Raw genomic sequence first — 15,838 nt, 5'->3', positions numbered from 1 at the left:
ATGATGTAATATGTCTGACAACTTTAAGAGTCAACATTGAATGGACATAAAATGCCAATAAGTGTTCAACTTTTCACTAAAGGTCAGACAACTTACGTCTTTTGTGAAAACCTATTGTTTTGCGGAAGATCCCGTCAAATTGGGCTGGTCGCGCGCTCAACAAGTTCTAATAGGAACTGAGCTCAATATTTTCGAAGCATCGGAATTTTCTCGCGAGCCTTCGCAGAGCTAAGCAAGATTTCAAACCGTTTCAGCCGGGTTTCTTCCTTTTTGGCACTCATGACCCACCAAATTGAGTCGCGCTTGTAGGATGGTGCCAAGTCAGAAAAGAATGCCCAGGCTGTCTCGCTGGCTTTAAGTTGCTCTTCAAAATTGGGGTCGAGCGTCATGCGTCTACTGTTTGACGTGTACCCCTCTTTGTCTTCTCTTATGTTGTAAAGTGCCAAGCCTGCTGGCTTCATTTTGCCAAGCTTGATGAGCTCTTTGACTTTTTTGACGTTGACCGCGCTCCAGACACTTTTGGGGTTTCGGGGTGTAAATCGAATTTTGTAGCTTTGCGCATCGATGGACTTTCGCACACCATCGATCCATCCATAACAAAGGGCTGCATCAACAGACTGCGACCAGGTCAAACTTGGACGACCTGTGTCTTTTTTGTAGTAGCCAACCCAAAGCTCGCTCATATCGCTGTGGTTTTTCTCCAACCAATCAGCAAACTCCTCTTGTGTCGTGAAAAAGCGAACTTCGTCCATCTATAACAGCTTTCGACGGTTGGGTTCCGCTCTCCGAAGAGCCCAGAGAGCGGAAAGAGTTTTGGCTTGTTTGAGCGCTAACTTGTAGGTGTGTCTCCAAGCCATTTCAAGATTGCCGCATTTGTCTCATCTGGCTTTTCTTGTTGGATCCAGTGGCCGCAATCCAAACTCACCACATCAACATTTGGCACGAAGTCGGCTAGGTTCTCTGATTTCGGAATAACATCGCGGTCACCATAAATCATAAGCGCAGGCATTTTAACAATGGGGTCAATGTCGGCTAGGATATGCCAGTTCCGATCTAGATTTCGGTACCAGTTTATGCTGCTGGTAAATCCCGTTTTCTCAAACGACTGGGCAAATACCGCCAGCTCACCTTTATCCATCACTGGGTCCCCCAACGGCTCACCCGCCAGAGCGAGATTGATCATCATCATGCCCGGTTCAGGAGGCATCGGCGGTACGTTCTTGCGGAAAATATTGCGCAGAAATTGGTGTGTATTTTGATCCAGCACCGCATCTGCGACGCCCGGCTGCCGGTTGAAGTGCACGAAATAATGGTCCCCACCAAAGAACTCTTCCATCAACTCAATCCAAGGTTTTTCGGTTCGCGCCTGGTAAGGTAAAGCAAGATTTATGATCTTCTTCACGCGCTCGGGATGAAGCAGCGCCATCGACCAAACCACGTTTGCACCCCAGTCATGCCCCATGAAAACGGCATCATCATAGCCAAAATGATCAAGTAACCCACAAAGGTCGCCCGTAAGATGCTCGATGTCATACGCTGACACTTCGGTGGGGCAAGATGAGTTACCGTAACCGCGCTGGTTGGGCACAATGACATGATATCCCGCGTCTGCGAGAATTGGCATTTGATGACGCCATGAAAAAGCGTGCTCGGGCCAACCGTGACAAAGCACAATTGGGTTGCCCAAATTCTTACGACCCGCTTCAAATACTTCGATTTCCACGCCATTGAGCGAGACCATAGTTGGTGTTGGGAAATCACCTGAAACTGACATAACATTTTCTCCTTGCTGATATGTTCAACAAGTGCGTAAACTCAAATAGTGCCAAATTCTGGCACTATTTAATGTCAGGAATGACAAATGAACGTTCGCATGCGAAAAGACGCCATCGTGCGCAGTTTACGGCGCAATGGTACATCAACTGTCGCCCAACTATCTGAGGAGGTTGGTGCATCTAGGCGCACGATTTTGCGTGATATTTGCAGCTTGCGCGATGAAGGCTTTGTCATCCACTCTGAAACTGGCCGAGGTGGCGGGCTGCAGCTTGACCCGCAGTCCCTACAAACAACAGCACGCCTTTCCGTTGCGGAAGTTTTTGCGCTCCTCATCAGCGTCGCTTCCATGCGCGCCGCTGGTAATCTGCCATTTGCGGGCCTTGCTGATCGTGGGCTGGAAAAAATCGAAAAAGCACTGCCGCCCGACAAAGTGCGTGACCTGCGAAGGTTCTTGGATTGCCTCTATATAGGGACACTCGCACCGCAAATTGACACCAGCAATGTGGGCAAAATGGATGCTGAATTGTTGCCCGCGTTCGAAACCGCTTTCTTAAAACGGTTATACTTGAGATTTGCCTATCAAGACGCGAAAGGGGCAACTAGCACCCGCTGCGTCGAACCGCAGGCAATGCTCATTCTGCCCCCACTTTGGTATCTTGTTGCATGGGATCCAGAACGTAATGATTTTCGACATTTCCGCATGGATCGAATAAGCGCCCCAACGTTTGTCGAAGGCAAAACCTTTCGCCGACGCCATGTCCACTTTGATGACAATGTGCGCCCCGTTCGCTGAAACTTCGCTCTACTTGGACCTAAATTGCGGCTGTGACCTCTTCCAAGTAATCAGTCAAGTCACTAGGGATAATTGGCGAGAGCTTTTCACGCACCAACGCATGGTAGTTATTGAGCCATTTGAGCTCGCCGTTGGTCAACATTTCACGCACTACAGGTTTTGTCGAAATGGGAATCATGGACAAAGTTTCAAAACGTAAAAAGCCTTCGCCTGCCTCGACAATCTCAAACAGATTTTCGATGCGGATGCCATATTCACCAGCAACGTAGAAACCTGGTTCGTTGCTCAACACCATGCCGGGCACCAATTCGACTTCGTTGATGGCGCGGCCAATGCGTTGCGGCTGTTCGTGCACAGAAAGATTGTGCCCAACCCCGTGGCCGGTGCCATGATCATAGTCTTTATGCAACGCCCATAGCGGTGCGCGGGCGATGGCATCAAGATGATGGCCATAAGTTTTCTTGGGGAAGCGCACTTGTGCCAGCGCAATAAAGCCTTTGAGCACGGCTGTGTAATTCTTACAGAACTCATCATCTTGTTGCTGAAAAATGAATGTGCGGGTCGCATCAGTCGTGCCGTTAATGAACTGCCCGCCAGAATCGTGTAGATAGACATCGTTTTGCCCAATCGCCCGGTTGGACCGTTCGTTGACCTTATAGTGGCACATTGCACCATTGGGACCAGAACCCGAAATCACGTCAAAGCTTAGCTGTTCATAGCCATCCAGCTCTTCGCGGAAACGTTCAATTTGTCGCGCCGCTTCAAGTTCGGATAGCAGCTCTCCGCTCGCCTGCCGCGGACCAACATTGGTTTCGAGCCAATGACCCAACTGCACCCAAGCCACACCATCAGCAACGTGACATTCGCGCATACCTTGCAGCTCAATTTCATTTTTTTGCGCCTTGGCCAGGGTGATCGGGCTAGATTGCTTCACGATTTTCGGCGAGGCTTGCGCGGCAAACTTGACGGCGACGGGCACCATTGTTGGATCGCAGCTTAAGCGCTGGCCGTTTGATGCGGCCGTTTCGACTGCGCTTAGAAAGTCACTAGGTGCGCGAAAATTCACACCATCCAGTTCGAAGCTGGAACGATCTTGGGGAATTTTTTGCTGGTCGACAAACCAAATGACTTCACCATCTTTGTCTAATGTTAGGAACGAATTGACAAATGGGTTGTAGGCAATGTCATCTCCTCGAATATTAAGCAACCACGCAATATTGTCAGGTTGATTTTCGATCAGAATGTCAGCGCCCGATTGACTTAGTTTGGCTGCAATCTGTTGCCGTTTCACCAAGGAGTGTTCCCCACAAAGTGCTTCGCCAAAAGGTCTGGCTTGCGCATCCGAAGGTGCTGGCTGGTCATCCCACAATTGATCTATGAGATTGCCTTCAGTGGCGACCAAGAAGTTATGCGACTTTTGCACAGCCTCGCGAAAAGCTCGGTGCCAAGTGAACGGAATATGCATAGGGTCAAAGGCATAGGATTTGTTGCGCTCCGTGCTTTCACTAAACCATGCAGCCAGCGGCTCATCATGCAAATGACGATATTGGAACAACTCTTCAGGGCATTGTTCGCGCACTTGCACTGTATATCGGCCATCAACAAAGATTATCGCTTGATCCAACGTGATCAGTGCAACGCCGGCCGAGCCTGAAAAACCCGTTGCCCATTCAAGCCGACGGTCGCATGGCGCAATATATTCTGCCATATGCGCGTCAAATCGCGGAACAATCAGCCCGTCAAAGCCATTGGATTTCAGCGCGGCGCGAATGGCGTCCAGTCGTTCTTTTTGCAACGAAAATTGTTTGAGCATATTGATCCTAGTTTGCTGTGGGTTCCACCAGGTGGCAGGCAACTTGCCCGGATTTTGGATTACCTTCAAGTATTGGCTTTCGCTCGCGACAGATGTCCTGCGCAATTGGGCAGCGGCCATGGAATGCACAGCCTGAAGGGATGTTTAGTGGACTGGGCAGTTCGCCAGTAAGCACAATCTCATTTCCTTTTTCGTCCGGATTTAGGGACGGCGCAGCGCTCAGTAGCGCTTGAGAATAGGGATGCTTTGGATTGGCAAACAAGCCCTTGGCATCACCAATCTCGACGACAGAACCAAGATAAATTACCGCCACACGATGGGAAACATGCCGAACCAAGCGCAAGTCATGGGCAACGAACAAGACCGTTAAGCCCAACTCATCTTGTAAGCTGAGTAGCAAATTTACCACCTGCGCCTGCACTGACACATCAAGTGCCGATACCAATTCGTCCGCGATCAGCACTTCAGGTTCCACGCTCAATGCGCGCGCGATGGCGATGCGCTGACGTTGACCACCCGAAAACTCGTGCGGCAGTTTCTCAGCCGCATCGCGAGGTAGTCGCACCAAATCCAAAAGTTCATCGATGCGAGCGCCCACCGCTTCAGGCGGACACATATTGTGAACCGTCAGCGCCTCACGCAGCATGTCCCCAACCCGCAAGCGCGGATTGAGTGAAGAATAAGGGTCCTGAAAAATCATCTGTACGCGGCGGTTAAACTCGCGCAACGCGGCCCCCTTGTTCGAAGCGGTTGAACGACCGTGAAATGAAATGTCGCCAGACTGGGGTTTATAAAGCCCGGCAATGGCGCGGGCCAAGGTAGATTTACCGCAACCGCTTTCACCCACAATGCCAAGCGTTTCGCCTTTTTGCAGCGCGAGTGAAACCCCATTAAGGGCTTGGACAGCCTTTGCAGATTTAGCCAAAAACATGTCGAGCAAGGAACGATCTTTTTTGAAATGTAAAACCAGGTTTTCGGTTTGAAGTACAGGCTCACTCATTACGCCACCCCCTTGGTTGCTTCACCAGAATTTGTGGGGTTAAAGCAAGCGACTTGATGCTGTTCGCCAATCAGAGGTGGCTTCTTTTCCGCACAGTCAGCAACGCTATGCGCACATCGGGGTGCAAATGCACAACCAAGGGGCAAATTCATTAGACTGGGCGGCGTGCCGGGCAATGAAAACAGTGGTGTTCGCGGCTCGATATTTTCGGGAACTGACTGAAGCAAACCCATTGTATATCGATGCTTTGGCGCACGCAGCACCTCTCGCGTTGCGCCTGTTTCCACCAATTTGCCACCATACATGACCGCCAAGCGATCGCATGTTTGCGCAGCAACACCTAAATCGTGGGTAACCAAAATCACAGCCATGCCAAGGTCTTTGGACAAATCCAAAATCAGTTTTAGGATTTGCTTTTGAATGGTGACATCAAGTGCAGTTGTCGGTTCGTCCGCCAACAATAGCTTGGGATTGGAGGCAAGCGCGATGGCGATCATCACCCGTTGGCGCATGCCACCGGAAAACTGGTGGGGGTAGTCATTCAGCCGATTTTCAGCATCGGGAATGCCCACCATTTCCAACAATTCGATGGAACGGCGACGACGACCCGGTTTGTCCAGGCTAGTATGTTCGACGAGATTTTCGCCAATTTGCAGCCCGACAGTCAGCAAGGGATTAAGCGATGACATAGGTTCTTGGAAAATCATCGCGATGTCTTTACCGCGCACCTTGCGCAAGTCGCGTTCAAGCATAGCGACAAGGTTTTCCCCTTGCCAATTCACCTCTCCCGTCACTTCGCCGTATCGGCGCGATAGACCAATGATCGACCTTAGCGTGATCGACTTTCCCGAACCGCTTTCACCCACAATACCCAGCACTTCACCCTGATTAAGGTGGAAACTGACATTGTCGACGGCCTTAAGCTGTTTGCCCGCTACGTCAAAACTTGTCGAAAGGTTTTTGACGTCAAGAATGCGGGGGTGGGCGCTCGTGATGTGCGCATTTTCTAACATATTCCCTACCCCCTTGGCCGCATGAGATCGGCAATGCCGTCGCCGACCAGTGAAAACCCTAGCCCGGTCAGAACGATAGCAATGCCGGGCATCAGACTTAGCCACCATGCAGTTGTAATGAAGTTTCGGCCCTCGGCGATGAGTACACCCCATTCGGCTTGAGGCGGCTGTGCGCCAAGGCCCAGATAGCCCAGCGATGAGCCAAGCAAAATGGCCAGTGCCATATCGGTCATCCAATAGACAATTACGGGCGTAATGGCGTTTGGCAGCAAATGCCGAAAAATAATGCGACGATCTGAGTAACCCATCACTTTGCCAGCCGCTGCATAATCATTGGCCAACTGCCCCATGATTTCGGCGCGCATTAGACGTGCGTAGTAGACCCAACCGACCAATGTGATGGCAATGTACATATTGGTAAGACCCGGTCCCAAGACGGCAACAACCGCAATCACCAACACCAAGAAAGGAAAGGTGATAATCGCGTCCACACAGCGACCAAAAATTGCGTCGGCTATGCCACCATAGTAACCGACTAGCGAACCAACAGTTACGCCGATTATCAGTGCGAATATCGTGGCAACAAACGCCATTTGTATATTGACGGAATAGGCCCATATGACACGAGAAAACGTGTCGCGGCCCAAATTGTCTGTGCCAAACCAATGTTCAGCGGACGGTGGTTGTTTCAGCGCTGAATAGTTGAACGCATTCGGATCAAATGGCGCAAAAAAGCTTGGGAAAAGCGCGAGTGCAATTGAGCTGAGCAAAATGGCCAACCCGACAAGAAAACCGGGACGCAGCAAGACAAACAATTGGCTTTTGCGCAAGGAGAATGAACTGGTCATCATGACACCCGCAATCTTGGATCAAGCATGGCTTGAATCATGTCGGTGAGCAAAAAGATCAGTGAAACCAAAACCGCAAATGTTAGGGTAAGACCTTGGATGAGCGGGTAGTCGCGCGCAAAAATGGCGTCGAGCATCAAACGTCCAACACCGGGCACAGCAAACACGGTTTCAGTCACCAATGTGCCACTCATCAAATTGCCAATGGACAGACCTAGCAGCGTCACTGTTGAGATAAGTGCATTGCGCAAAATGTGGCGCCCCAAAATCACATGTTCGGGCAAGCCTTTGGCTCTTGCAAATTGCACATATTCTGCATCCATCACTTCGATGACCGACGAGCGCAGATTGCGCATGATGATTGCAGAGGTATAGAGCGCCACGGTGAGCGCTGGCAGAAGCAAATGATACATGTGCTCCCAAAACGTCGTTCCATATCCACCCACAGGGAACCAGCGCATCTGCGCCGCCAAGAAGGTAAGCAACAGCAAACCGATGTAAAAAACCGGGGTCGATAGACCAATTTGAAATACTGAGCGAATACCGACATCAATCCAACCATTGCGATTTAGCGCAGCGACAAAGGCCAGAGGTCCTGCAATTAATAGAGAGAACAAGACGGCGTACAGGGCAAGAAATCCTGAAGCGGGCAACCTTTCTAGTATGACTTCGGTAACAGGCGCTTTCATCAAGATGCTGTCGCCAAGGTTGCCAGTGAAAACATTCTTCACAAAATATGCGAACTGAACCCAAATCGGCTCATGCAAGCCAAGACGTTCGCGGATTTGCTCAAGTTGTTCGGCGGTTGCTTTGGCATCAGCCATTGCAATGGCTGGATCCCCTGGCAATGCGCGCACAAGCAAAAAGATAATGACCATCACGATCAAAAAGGTCGGAATGATCTGCAAAAGTCGCGAAATGAAATAGGAAAGCGACGACATAGAGAAAAGTCCTCAATGGGGGTTCATGCGGACGCTAAAAGCGCCCGCATGAGGGTTAGTCGAGGGGTAATTTATTAGCGATCAATCCAAGTTGTCGCGAACTCGTTATTGCCCAATGGCGTTTGCACATAGCCCTTAATGTCTTGAGACAAGGCAACTGCAAACGGGGTTTCATACATGAACAATAATGGCGCTTCAGCCGCATAGATTTCCTGCATCCGTGCATATTGTTCAGCACGTTTCGCAGGATCCATTTCGGTATTTGACGCTTCATAGAGACTGTTGAACTCATCATTGTTCCAGCCGGTTCCAACAGCTTTTGCCGTCGGGTTGTAACCAAGCCAGCCCGCAACTTGTGCCGGATCATTCACGTCGTTCACCCAACCATAGGTGTGGATATCAAAATCACCAGATCGGTTCTTTGCGCCACGTGTTGGGCCATCAACTTGCTCGACGTTTAGCTTGATACCGATGTCTGACCACATCTGTTGCAACGCCGCTAGGATAATGCCGTCATCTGCGGAACCTGCGAGAGTGGTTAGGGTGATCTCGGTGCCTTCGGCTCCCGCTTCTGCAACCAGCGCTTTGGCCTTTTCCAAATCATATTGATAGATCGGACCATTATCTGTTGCAAGCTGCGTGGTCGATGCCATCAAGCCAGAGCTAACCGGCTTTCCAGCGCCGTGCAAGACAAGTTGTACCAGCGCATCTTTGTTGGTTGCATAGTTTAATGCCTGGCGCAATTTGAGATCAGACAATGGGTTGGCGCTACCATCCGCACGCTCTGGTCGCGTGTTAATTGGTGAGTAGATAATGCGTGTTGATGGGAACAACTCCATATTGATGTTGGCATCTGCTTGCATTTCAGAAACGCGCGCAAAAGGAATAAACTCTGCCGCGTCAACCTCGCCAGCCTGCAACTTCAAAATGCGGGTTGCATCGTCTGGGATGACAAGGAAGTTGATGCCATCAATATATGGTAGAGGTTTGCCGTCTTCACCTTCACGCCAATAATGAGAGTTCGCTGCGAATTGCATCATTGAACCACGCTGGTGCGCTTTCATCACAAACGGACCTGAACCAACAAAGCCTTCCATCGATAGTGCTTTGGCTTTGTCCTGATCTGTTTCGCCGGCAGCTGATTCAAATGCATCAGCAGAAACAATCGCTGTGTTAAAAGTTGCCAACATCAACACAATTGTTGGGTCAGAGTTTTTCAGACCGATGGTGACCTTGTTACCTTCAGAGGTCACGTTATCGATTGAAGCGAGAAGCCCAGCCCACGGGCTAAGATCTGGGTTCGCCGCACGATTGAGTGAGAAAACAACGTCTTTGCCCTCAATTGCTGAGCCATCAGAGAATTTGATGCCGTCGCGAAGTGTTAGCTCAACACTCAGACCATCTTCCGCCACTTTGTAGCTGGCAGCCAGGCCTGAGGTGATGGTTTTTCCATCGGCTTCGGTGCGCAACAAAGTGTCATAGAGGTTAGTGACCATCCAAATATCGGGATTTCGATCCGCATAAATCGGGTCGATCAGCGTCGAATCGTCATAACGGGCAAATGTGAGCGAACCACCGCGCTCCAGCGCGATTGCTGGGAACGCTGACATCAAGGCTGTAGCCGCCACGGTTGCCATAAGGATTTTTTTCATCGTGCATTTCCTCCCTTGCAGATGAGATGCGTTGTTACGCATTGCAGATTGTATCCAATATCAAAATACGCACTATCCAACTTTGAAGTCAAACTAAAATTTATTTTAGTAAAAATTCAACAGCCCTTGCGCGATGTGATTTCACAGTGCAAGTTGCACGCTGAATGCAGCGCGTCGGGCTTTGCGAATGGATCATCGGAAGAAAAATTGAACGCACAACGACCAGAACCGAGTAACGAACAGATCGGCAGTTCGATCAGACGCCGCCGCAAAGCTCTTAGCAAAACACTTGTTCAAGTGGCCCAAGAGACAGAATTGACGGTTGGATTTATCTCACAAGTCGAACGCGGCATATGCGCGCCCTCCTTGTCATCGTTCATGCGCATTGCAACGTCTCTCAACACCAGCATTGAACAATTGCTAAACGTGTCAGAGAGTTTTGAAGCGGTCACCAAAGCCGAACATCGGCAAAGCTATAGCTTGGGCGAGGCTGGCCGTTGGTACGAAAAACTGGGGCCAGGCTTTTCAGGTTCTTTGTTCTATCCGTGTATCATCCACCGCCCGCCCGGACATGTGTCCGAACATATGCACCACAAGGGCGAAGTGTTTTGCTATTTGATTTCTGGCGAGCTGGAATATCATTTGGGTGATGCCGTTCACATGTTGGTTGCTGGGGACAGCATTCATCATGACACCAGCGTCAAACATTTCTCAAAAGTCATAAGCGAAGAAGAAACCACTGAATTGTGGGTCAGCTCCCATCCTTTGGCAGGCCACTAAACAAACCTGCCGATTTAGCAAAGCTTTAAGCGCCATTCCCCTATAATCCGCTACTTGCTGAAAGTGGATTTCAAGAATGGCCGCGAATATCGAAAAAGAAAACAGAGGGCATACCGCGCGATTGGTGCGCAATGTATGGCTGGGCTGTTTTGCATTCGTGGCGGCATTTGTGGGTGCGGTTTACCTGACTGTGCAATTTGCGGGTGAAGCGGCAAATGACATCAGCACAACGCGCGAGCTGCAATTGGTTGCCTTTGACGTGCAGCGAGTTGCCGACAACGCCATCGCCGCCCAACAAAGGATAGTGAAATCTGATCAGCTGTTTTTGGAAACAAAAAAGCCACTTAATGATGCGCGAGAGTTCGACAAGTTAATCGGCCTAAAAATGGCGCGTGAGCCTTTTTCTGTATTCTCAATCATCGATGATGAGAGCAATTTGGTTTACGCAGAAACTCAATTCAGCGTGAGTGCGCCCAAAGACCGAATAAAGTATGCTCAGCGACTAATCACAACCGCCAACGATTTGGTGCAGGACGTTTATCAGACGTTCGATGAAATGAAGGCGCCTTCTCAAGACGGCTATGTTGTGCCTTCACATTTCCTATATGATGAAAAGGCGATGACGGTTTTTGCCTTTAGGTACTTTGATGGCAAACTGCACTTGATCGTCGCTCAGCCAATTTTGGCAATGACCAGTTATATGCGCATCGATTCCGAGCATCCCTTCATATCGGTTGCGGCAATTCCCATTCCAAACTTGTACTTTTCGCAAACCGCATCTCAAATTGGCATGCAAAACCTTTATCCAGCCGCATTGCAAGATGCGGAAATGGGGAAAACTTCATTGCTACTGCCAAACGGCAATTTGCCAGCTGCCGCCCTGTTGGAATGGGATGCGACATCGCCGAAACTTACAATTTTGCAGGACGCAACGCCCTATCTGATCGCACTTTTGTTGATCATTTTGATATCGACCATCTTGGTCGCAACCAAGTTTGCAAGCGTTTTGACCACTTTGGGTTTGGTCAACCGACGCAATAGATTCATGGCGCGTCATTGCGGGCTAACCAACCTCGCAAATCGGTCCAAATTTGATGAGATGATCGACAAAGCGGCAAAGAACTGCCATGCGAAACCGTTTACGCTTTTGACCATTGATTTGGACAAGTTCAAGCCCCTCAACGACAATTTCGGACATGCCGCCGGCGATATGATTTTGGTTGAAATTGCCAAACGTTACCAAGAAGCCGTTGGCGAATTCGGCACTGTTGCGCGTGTCGGTGGCGATGAATTTATGGTCCTTTTGAAACAAAATTTTGGGCGCAACATCACCCAGCAACTTGCGCAAGAGCTGGTCGACCTTTCGTCTTGGCCAATCTCAACACCTTATGGGGAACTAAGCGTTGGCTGCTCAATTGGCATTGCAAATGCGCCAAAGGATGGCAGGACCGCGCCAGATGTGATGCGGCGCGCCGATGAGGCAATGTATCACTCAAAGCGCCAAGGCGGTAGTCGTGCAACATTTGCCGAAGATCGGGTGACGCATGACGACGCACCAGCAGAATTTCAATCGCACGCAAGCTAAGTTCCACGTTCTCAACGGAAGGGTGGCGCGTAGAGCAATCCACCTTTTTGCCATTGGGCATTTAGTCCACGCGTTAGCCCAATCGGCGTATCAAGCCCAATATTGCGGTCGAATATTTCCTCGTAATTACCAACGGCCTTTACAACGGAAACAACCCAATCGACTTCTACGCCCAAATGCGAGCCCAAACCATCTTGCGTGCCCAGCAGCCGGCCGATGTCGCGATGGGTTGTGGTTGCGGCCAGCGTCTCAACATTTTGCGACGTGATGCCCAACTCCTCGGCGGCAATCAAGGCGTTGAGCGTCCAGCGCACTAAATCGACCCAATTTTCGTCCCCTTGATTTACCACTGGGCCAAGTGGCTCTTTGGAAATAATCTCGGGCAAAATGGTGTGATCTTCGGGGTTATCTAATTTCGCTCGAGTCGCGGCGAGCGCTGAAGCATCTGCGGTATAAACGTCACATTCGCCCGTGGCGTATAACACTTCAGCGCTCGTTGCATCTTCAAATCGCACTGGAATATATCGAATTTTGTTAGCTTGGAAATAATCCGAAAGATTGAGCTCAGTCGTTGTGCCCACTTGCACACAAATCCGCGCGCCATTTAGGTCCAAGGCGGTTTCGATCTTGGTGCGTTTTGGAATTAGAAAACCTTGACCATCATAATAGGATGTACCAGCGAAACTCAGATGCAGCTTGGTGTCTCGCGAAAATGTCCATGTGGTGTTGCGCGACAAAAGATCAATCTCGCCGGATTGCAGCGCTTCAAATCTTTGCTTTGCTGTTAGTGCAACAAATCTGACCGCATCTCCATCACCAAAAATTGCGGCGGAAACTGCTCGACAGAAATCAACGTCAAACCCGGACCAGTTGCCTCGACTGTCCTGCTGCGCAAAACCGGCAAGTCCTGTATTTACACCGCAGTTGAGTGTCCCGCGTTCTTTGATTGTCTCAAGGGTACCTGCTTGAGCAGCAGAAACAGACATCACGATGTACGCTAACAATGCTAGGAGCTGAAAACTTCGGCGCATAGATCCTATGATCCCTTGCAGTTGATTAATTGTCACGCAAAACGACTACGAAGCAACTTACATTCAAAACATTGAAGCAATCTTGAGCAAGCGCAAATTATTGATCGATTGCCTTGCGCATTTCCTCAACAAATTTGCTCACCGCCACCGGCAAAGTCCGTTTGTGCAGTTGCCCAACGAACAAGAATCCTGGCTCAACCTCTCCTTGGTGCAAGGGAATACGAACCAAATCGCCATTGCCTTGATTGTCGTCGGCATGCGCATAGGAAAACGCGATCCCGCCATTCAGACTTGCAATATTCTTTACAAGCGTTGCGTCATCGGCCTCTACTGCTGGCACGCAATTTAGACCTTTACGAACAGCCGCTGCCTCTATGAGTTCACGCACTCCGTCTCCTCGTGGCGGCAGAATCGCGCCGTACTCCAAACAATCAACGAGCCGAAGTGCGCTGCGCTTTGCCAATGGGTGGGCCGTCGACATTAGACAGTGGATTTCCTGTTGCGTGTGAATAAGCGTATGCACATCAGCTAGGCGCAAAGGCTGAAACACAATCGCAATGTCCGCATCTAGATTGTGCAATTGCCGTTCAACTTCGTTGCGCGCAAAGGTTTCAATCGCAAAGGTCACGCCTGGGAAGTTTGTGCGATAGTCTTGGACCAGCTTAGGCAAAAGGTTCGCGCCAATTTCCTTTGTGGTGGCAATGCGTACATGCCCCAGCCGAACGCCGGATAGGTCCGCTATCCGCGAACGGACACGCTCCAGATCTGCCATTTGAGATCGGATGTGCTGGATAAACAACTCGCCCGCACTGTTGAGCCGTACACCTAAAGAGTGACGTTCGAAAATCTCGATTCCCAACTCTTCTTCCACAGCCAAAATACGTCGGTTCAATGCAGAAGGTGTGATGGCCAGAATTTCAGCTGCCGCCCGGATGGAGCCCGCTTTGGCCACTGCATCAATATATTTGAGCGCAAGCATGTGCCGCATTTCAACAAAATCCTAGCGTGTTGCATTTTTTGCAACACTTAGCGGAATTTTTAGCAGCAGACAACATCACGTGGTTTTGGCATCTTAAATTTAGGTCAACCATACTGACGCGAAACGGGTCGAACTCCTCCCGACACCGGCCCCAGAAAGGACCGAAATTGACGCCTGCTAAAACAATGAAGAAATCTATTGTCCCTCAACTTGCCGCTGCAATGCTCACCAGTGCTGCCGCAATCTTCGCACTAAGTAACGACGCTTTTGCTGACATGCTGGACGTAGAAAAGGACGAGCTGCGCTTGGGCTTTATCAAGCTCACGGACATGGCACCGTTGGCCATTGCCTATGAGAAAGGCTTTTTTGAAGATGAGGGCCTGTTCGTAACTCTCGAGCCGCAAGCGAACTGGAAAGTCCTACTTGATCGCACCATCACTGGCGAACTTGATGGCGCACACATGTTGGCAGGTCAACCTTTGGCTGCAACCATTGGGTACGGCACTAAAGCACATATTGTGACGCCATTTTCGATGGACTTGAATGGCAACGGCATCACCGTTTCAAACGAAGTTTGGGAAATGATGAAGCCGCACCTTGAATATGACGCAGATGGCAAACCGGTTCATCCGATCAGCGCGGCTTCACTGAAGCCAGTTGTTGAAGCCTTCGAAGCAGAGGGTAAGAATTTCAATATGGGCATGGTTTTCCCTGTGTCCACACACAATTACGAATTGCGTTACTGGCTAGCGGCAGGTGGCATCCACCCTGGGTTCTATTCTCCTTCCGATGTATCTGGTCAAATCGATGCTGATGCTTTGCTGTCAGTAACGCCGCCCCCACAAATGCCAGCCACGTTGGAAGCCGGTACTATCCACGGCTATTGCGTTGGTGAACCTTGGAACCAAGCGGCGGTGTTCAAAGGCATTGGCGTGCCGGTGATCACTGACTTTGAGATTTGGAAAAATAACCCTGAGAAGGTCTTTGGTCTCACCAAAGAGTTCACAGAAGAAAATCCAAACACAACGCTTGCGCTTACCAAAGCTCTTATCCGCGCCGCAAAATGGCTAGATGAGAATGACAACGCAAACCGTGCAGAAGCGGTGGAGATTTTGTCTCGCTCTGAATATGTGGGCGCTGATGCTGAAGTTATTGCCAACTCGATGACGGGCACATTTGAATATGAAAAGGGCGACAAACGCTCTGTGCCTGATTTCAATGTGTTCTATCGCTACAACGCGACTTACCCGTTCTACTCAGATGCTGTTTGGTACCTAACCCAAATGCGTCGCTGGGGGCAGATTGCGGAGCAAAAAGACGACACTTGGTATGACGATGTTGCCAAAAGTGTCTATCGCCCAGACATCTATTTGGAAGCTGCCAAAATGCTTTTGGAAGAAGGCTATGTGGCAGAGGCAGAGGTTCCTTGGGATAGCGACGGCTATAAAGCCCCAACACCTGGCTCCGACATAATTGACGGCATTCCATTCGATGCAAAACAGCCCAATGCCTATCTCGACAGCTTAGAAATCGGCCTTAAGACCGGTCAGCTTGTCGAACAAAACGGCAGCTAGGGCAAGGAGGGCGCTGGCTGGCGGATGGCCCCAAACAATCCACCAGCCAGCGA

14 protein-coding genes are annotated in these 15,838 nt (G+C 50.1%); 4 read left to right on the top strand and 10 right to left on the bottom strand.

What is annotated here, in order from left to right; translation table 11 throughout:
- Positions 1-182 precede the first annotated feature (182 nt).
- Both QQL65_RS07440 and QQL65_RS07435 read right to left on the bottom strand, forming a co-directional pair.
- Positions 183-752, bottom strand: a complete 570-nt coding sequence (locus QQL65_RS07440) for a YdeI/OmpD-associated family protein (RefSeq protein ID WP_284363232.1) — start codon at positions 750-752, stop codon at positions 183-185.
- A gap of 77 nt (positions 753-829) precedes the next feature.
- Positions 830-1,774, bottom strand: a complete 945-nt coding sequence (locus tag QQL65_RS07435; protein WP_284363230.1) for an alpha/beta fold hydrolase — start codon at positions 1,772-1,774, stop codon at positions 830-832.
- Between the two features lie 87 nt (positions 1,775-1,861).
- Between QQL65_RS07435 and QQL65_RS07430 the strand changes: the two genes are divergently transcribed.
- Complete coding sequence (locus QQL65_RS07430; protein ID WP_284363228.1) at positions 1,862-2,569, top strand: helix-turn-helix transcriptional regulator; 708 nt, start codon at positions 1,862-1,864, stop codon at positions 2,567-2,569.
- Between the two features lie 19 nt (positions 2,570-2,588).
- Here QQL65_RS07430 and QQL65_RS07425 read toward each other — a convergent pair whose 3' ends face one another.
- The 6 genes from QQL65_RS07425 to QQL65_RS07400 all read right to left on the bottom strand — a co-directional run bounded on the left by QQL65_RS07425 (position 2,589) and on the right by QQL65_RS07400 (position 9,836).
- A complete protein-coding gene (locus tag QQL65_RS07425) occupies positions 2,589-4,382 on the bottom strand; it encodes an aminopeptidase P family protein (RefSeq protein ID WP_284363227.1) in 1,794 nt (597 codons plus the stop codon).
- 7 nt (positions 4,383-4,389) lie between these two features.
- Entirely contained in the window at positions 4,390-5,382 is a 993-nt protein-coding gene (locus tag QQL65_RS07420) for an ABC transporter ATP-binding protein (protein ID WP_284363226.1), read from the bottom strand.
- Positions 5,382-6,395: an ABC transporter ATP-binding protein gene (locus QQL65_RS07415; RefSeq protein WP_284363225.1), complete on the bottom strand. Its 1,014-nt coding sequence runs from the start codon at positions 6,393-6,395 to the stop codon at positions 5,382-5,384. The genes QQL65_RS07420 and QQL65_RS07415 overlap by 1 nt, the downstream gene beginning before the upstream one ends.
- A 5-nt stretch (positions 6,396-6,400) precedes the next feature.
- Complete coding sequence (locus QQL65_RS07410; RefSeq protein ID WP_284363224.1) at positions 6,401-7,246, bottom strand: ABC transporter permease; 846 nt, start codon at positions 7,244-7,246, stop codon at positions 6,401-6,403.
- Positions 7,243-8,184 carry an ABC transporter permease gene (locus QQL65_RS07405; RefSeq protein ID WP_284363222.1) on the bottom strand — a complete coding sequence of 314 codons (942 nt, stop codon included), beginning with the start codon at positions 8,182-8,184 and terminating at the stop codon, positions 7,243-7,245. Before QQL65_RS07405 ends, QQL65_RS07410 begins: the two co-directional genes overlap by 4 nt.
- 74 nt (positions 8,185-8,258) lie before the next feature.
- Entirely contained in the window at positions 8,259-9,836 is a 1,578-nt protein-coding gene (locus tag QQL65_RS07400; RefSeq protein ID WP_284363221.1) for an ABC transporter substrate-binding protein, read from the bottom strand.
- 207 nt (positions 9,837-10,043) lie between these two features.
- Between QQL65_RS07400 and QQL65_RS07395 the strand changes: the two genes are divergently transcribed.
- On the top strand, positions 10,044-10,616 hold the full coding sequence (locus QQL65_RS07395) for a helix-turn-helix domain-containing protein (protein WP_284363220.1): 573 nt from the start codon (positions 10,044-10,046) through the stop codon (positions 10,614-10,616).
- 76 nt (positions 10,617-10,692) lie between these two features.
- On the top strand, positions 10,693-12,201 hold the full coding sequence (locus QQL65_RS07390) for a GGDEF domain-containing protein (protein ID WP_284363219.1): 1,509 nt from the start codon (positions 10,693-10,695) through the stop codon (positions 12,199-12,201).
- An 11-nt stretch (positions 12,202-12,212) separates the two neighbouring features.
- Here the strand turns inward: QQL65_RS07390 and QQL65_RS07385 are convergent, their stop codons facing one another.
- Positions 12,213-13,232 carry an amino acid ABC transporter substrate-binding protein gene (locus tag QQL65_RS07385; RefSeq protein WP_284363218.1) on the bottom strand — a complete coding sequence of 340 codons (1,020 nt, stop codon included), beginning with the start codon at positions 13,230-13,232 and terminating at the stop codon, positions 12,213-12,215.
- Between the two features lie 97 nt (positions 13,233-13,329).
- The gene (locus tag QQL65_RS07380) at positions 13,330-14,220 is read right to left on the bottom strand and encodes a LysR family transcriptional regulator (RefSeq protein ID WP_284363216.1); all 891 of its coding nucleotides are present in this window, start codon (positions 14,218-14,220) and stop codon (positions 13,330-13,332) included.
- Positions 14,221-14,432: 212 nt separating this feature from the next.
- Between QQL65_RS07380 and QQL65_RS07375 the strand changes: the two genes are divergently transcribed.
- On the top strand, positions 14,433-15,785 hold the full coding sequence (locus QQL65_RS07375) for a CmpA/NrtA family ABC transporter substrate-binding protein (RefSeq protein ID WP_284366242.1): 1,353 nt from the start codon (positions 14,433-14,435) through the stop codon (positions 15,783-15,785).
- Positions 15,786-15,838 lie beyond the last annotated feature (53 nt).

It is taken from the genome of Maritalea porphyrae, from assembly GCF_030159895.1.
Lineage (GTDB): Bacteria > Pseudomonadota > Alphaproteobacteria > Rhizobiales > Devosiaceae > Maritalea > Maritalea porphyrae.
This window is presented reverse-complemented; position numbering and strand designations above follow the sequence as displayed.

What these genes read in the sequence shown, in the direction of transcription:
- QQL65_RS07440 (WP_284363232.1), bottom strand. Translation starts at nt 752, where the DNA reads ATGGACGAAGTTCGCTTTTTCACGACACAAGAGGAGTTTGCTGATTGG.
- QQL65_RS07435 (WP_284363230.1), bottom strand. Translation starts at nt 1,774, where the DNA reads ATGTCAGTTTCAGGTGATTTCCCAACACCAACTATGGTCTCGCTCAAT.
- QQL65_RS07430 (WP_284363228.1), top strand. Translation starts at nt 1,862, where the DNA reads ATGAACGTTCGCATGCGAAAAGACGCCATCGTGCGCAGTTTACGGCGC.
- QQL65_RS07425 (WP_284363227.1), bottom strand. Translation starts at nt 4,382, where the DNA reads ATGCTCAAACAATTTTCGTTGCAAAAAGAACGACTGGACGCCATTCGC.
- QQL65_RS07420 (WP_284363226.1), bottom strand. Translation starts at nt 5,382, where the DNA reads ATGAGTGAGCCTGTACTTCAAACCGAAAACCTGGTTTTACATTTCAAA.
- QQL65_RS07415 (WP_284363225.1), bottom strand. Translation starts at nt 6,395, where the DNA reads ATGTTAGAAAATGCGCACATCACGAGCGCCCACCCCCGCATTCTTGAC.
- QQL65_RS07410 (WP_284363224.1), bottom strand. Translation starts at nt 7,246, where the DNA reads ATGATGACCAGTTCATTCTCCTTGCGCAAAAGCCAATTGTTTGTCTTG.
- QQL65_RS07405 (WP_284363222.1), bottom strand. Translation starts at nt 8,184, where the DNA reads ATGTCGTCGCTTTCCTATTTCATTTCGCGACTTTTGCAGATCATTCCG.
- QQL65_RS07400 (WP_284363221.1), bottom strand. Translation starts at nt 9,836, where the DNA reads ATGAAAAAAATCCTTATGGCAACCGTGGCGGCTACAGCCTTGATGTCA.
- QQL65_RS07390 (WP_284363219.1), top strand. Translation starts at nt 10,693, where the DNA reads ATGGCCGCGAATATCGAAAAAGAAAACAGAGGGCATACCGCGCGATTG.
- QQL65_RS07385 (WP_284363218.1), bottom strand. Translation starts at nt 13,232, where the DNA reads ATGCGCCGAAGTTTTCAGCTCCTAGCATTGTTAGCGTACATCGTGATG.
- QQL65_RS07380 (WP_284363216.1), bottom strand. Translation starts at nt 14,220, where the DNA reads ATGCGGCACATGCTTGCGCTCAAATATATTGATGCAGTGGCCAAAGCG.
- QQL65_RS07375 (WP_284366242.1), top strand. Translation starts at nt 14,433, where the DNA reads ATGCTCACCAGTGCTGCCGCAATCTTCGCACTAAGTAACGACGCTTTT.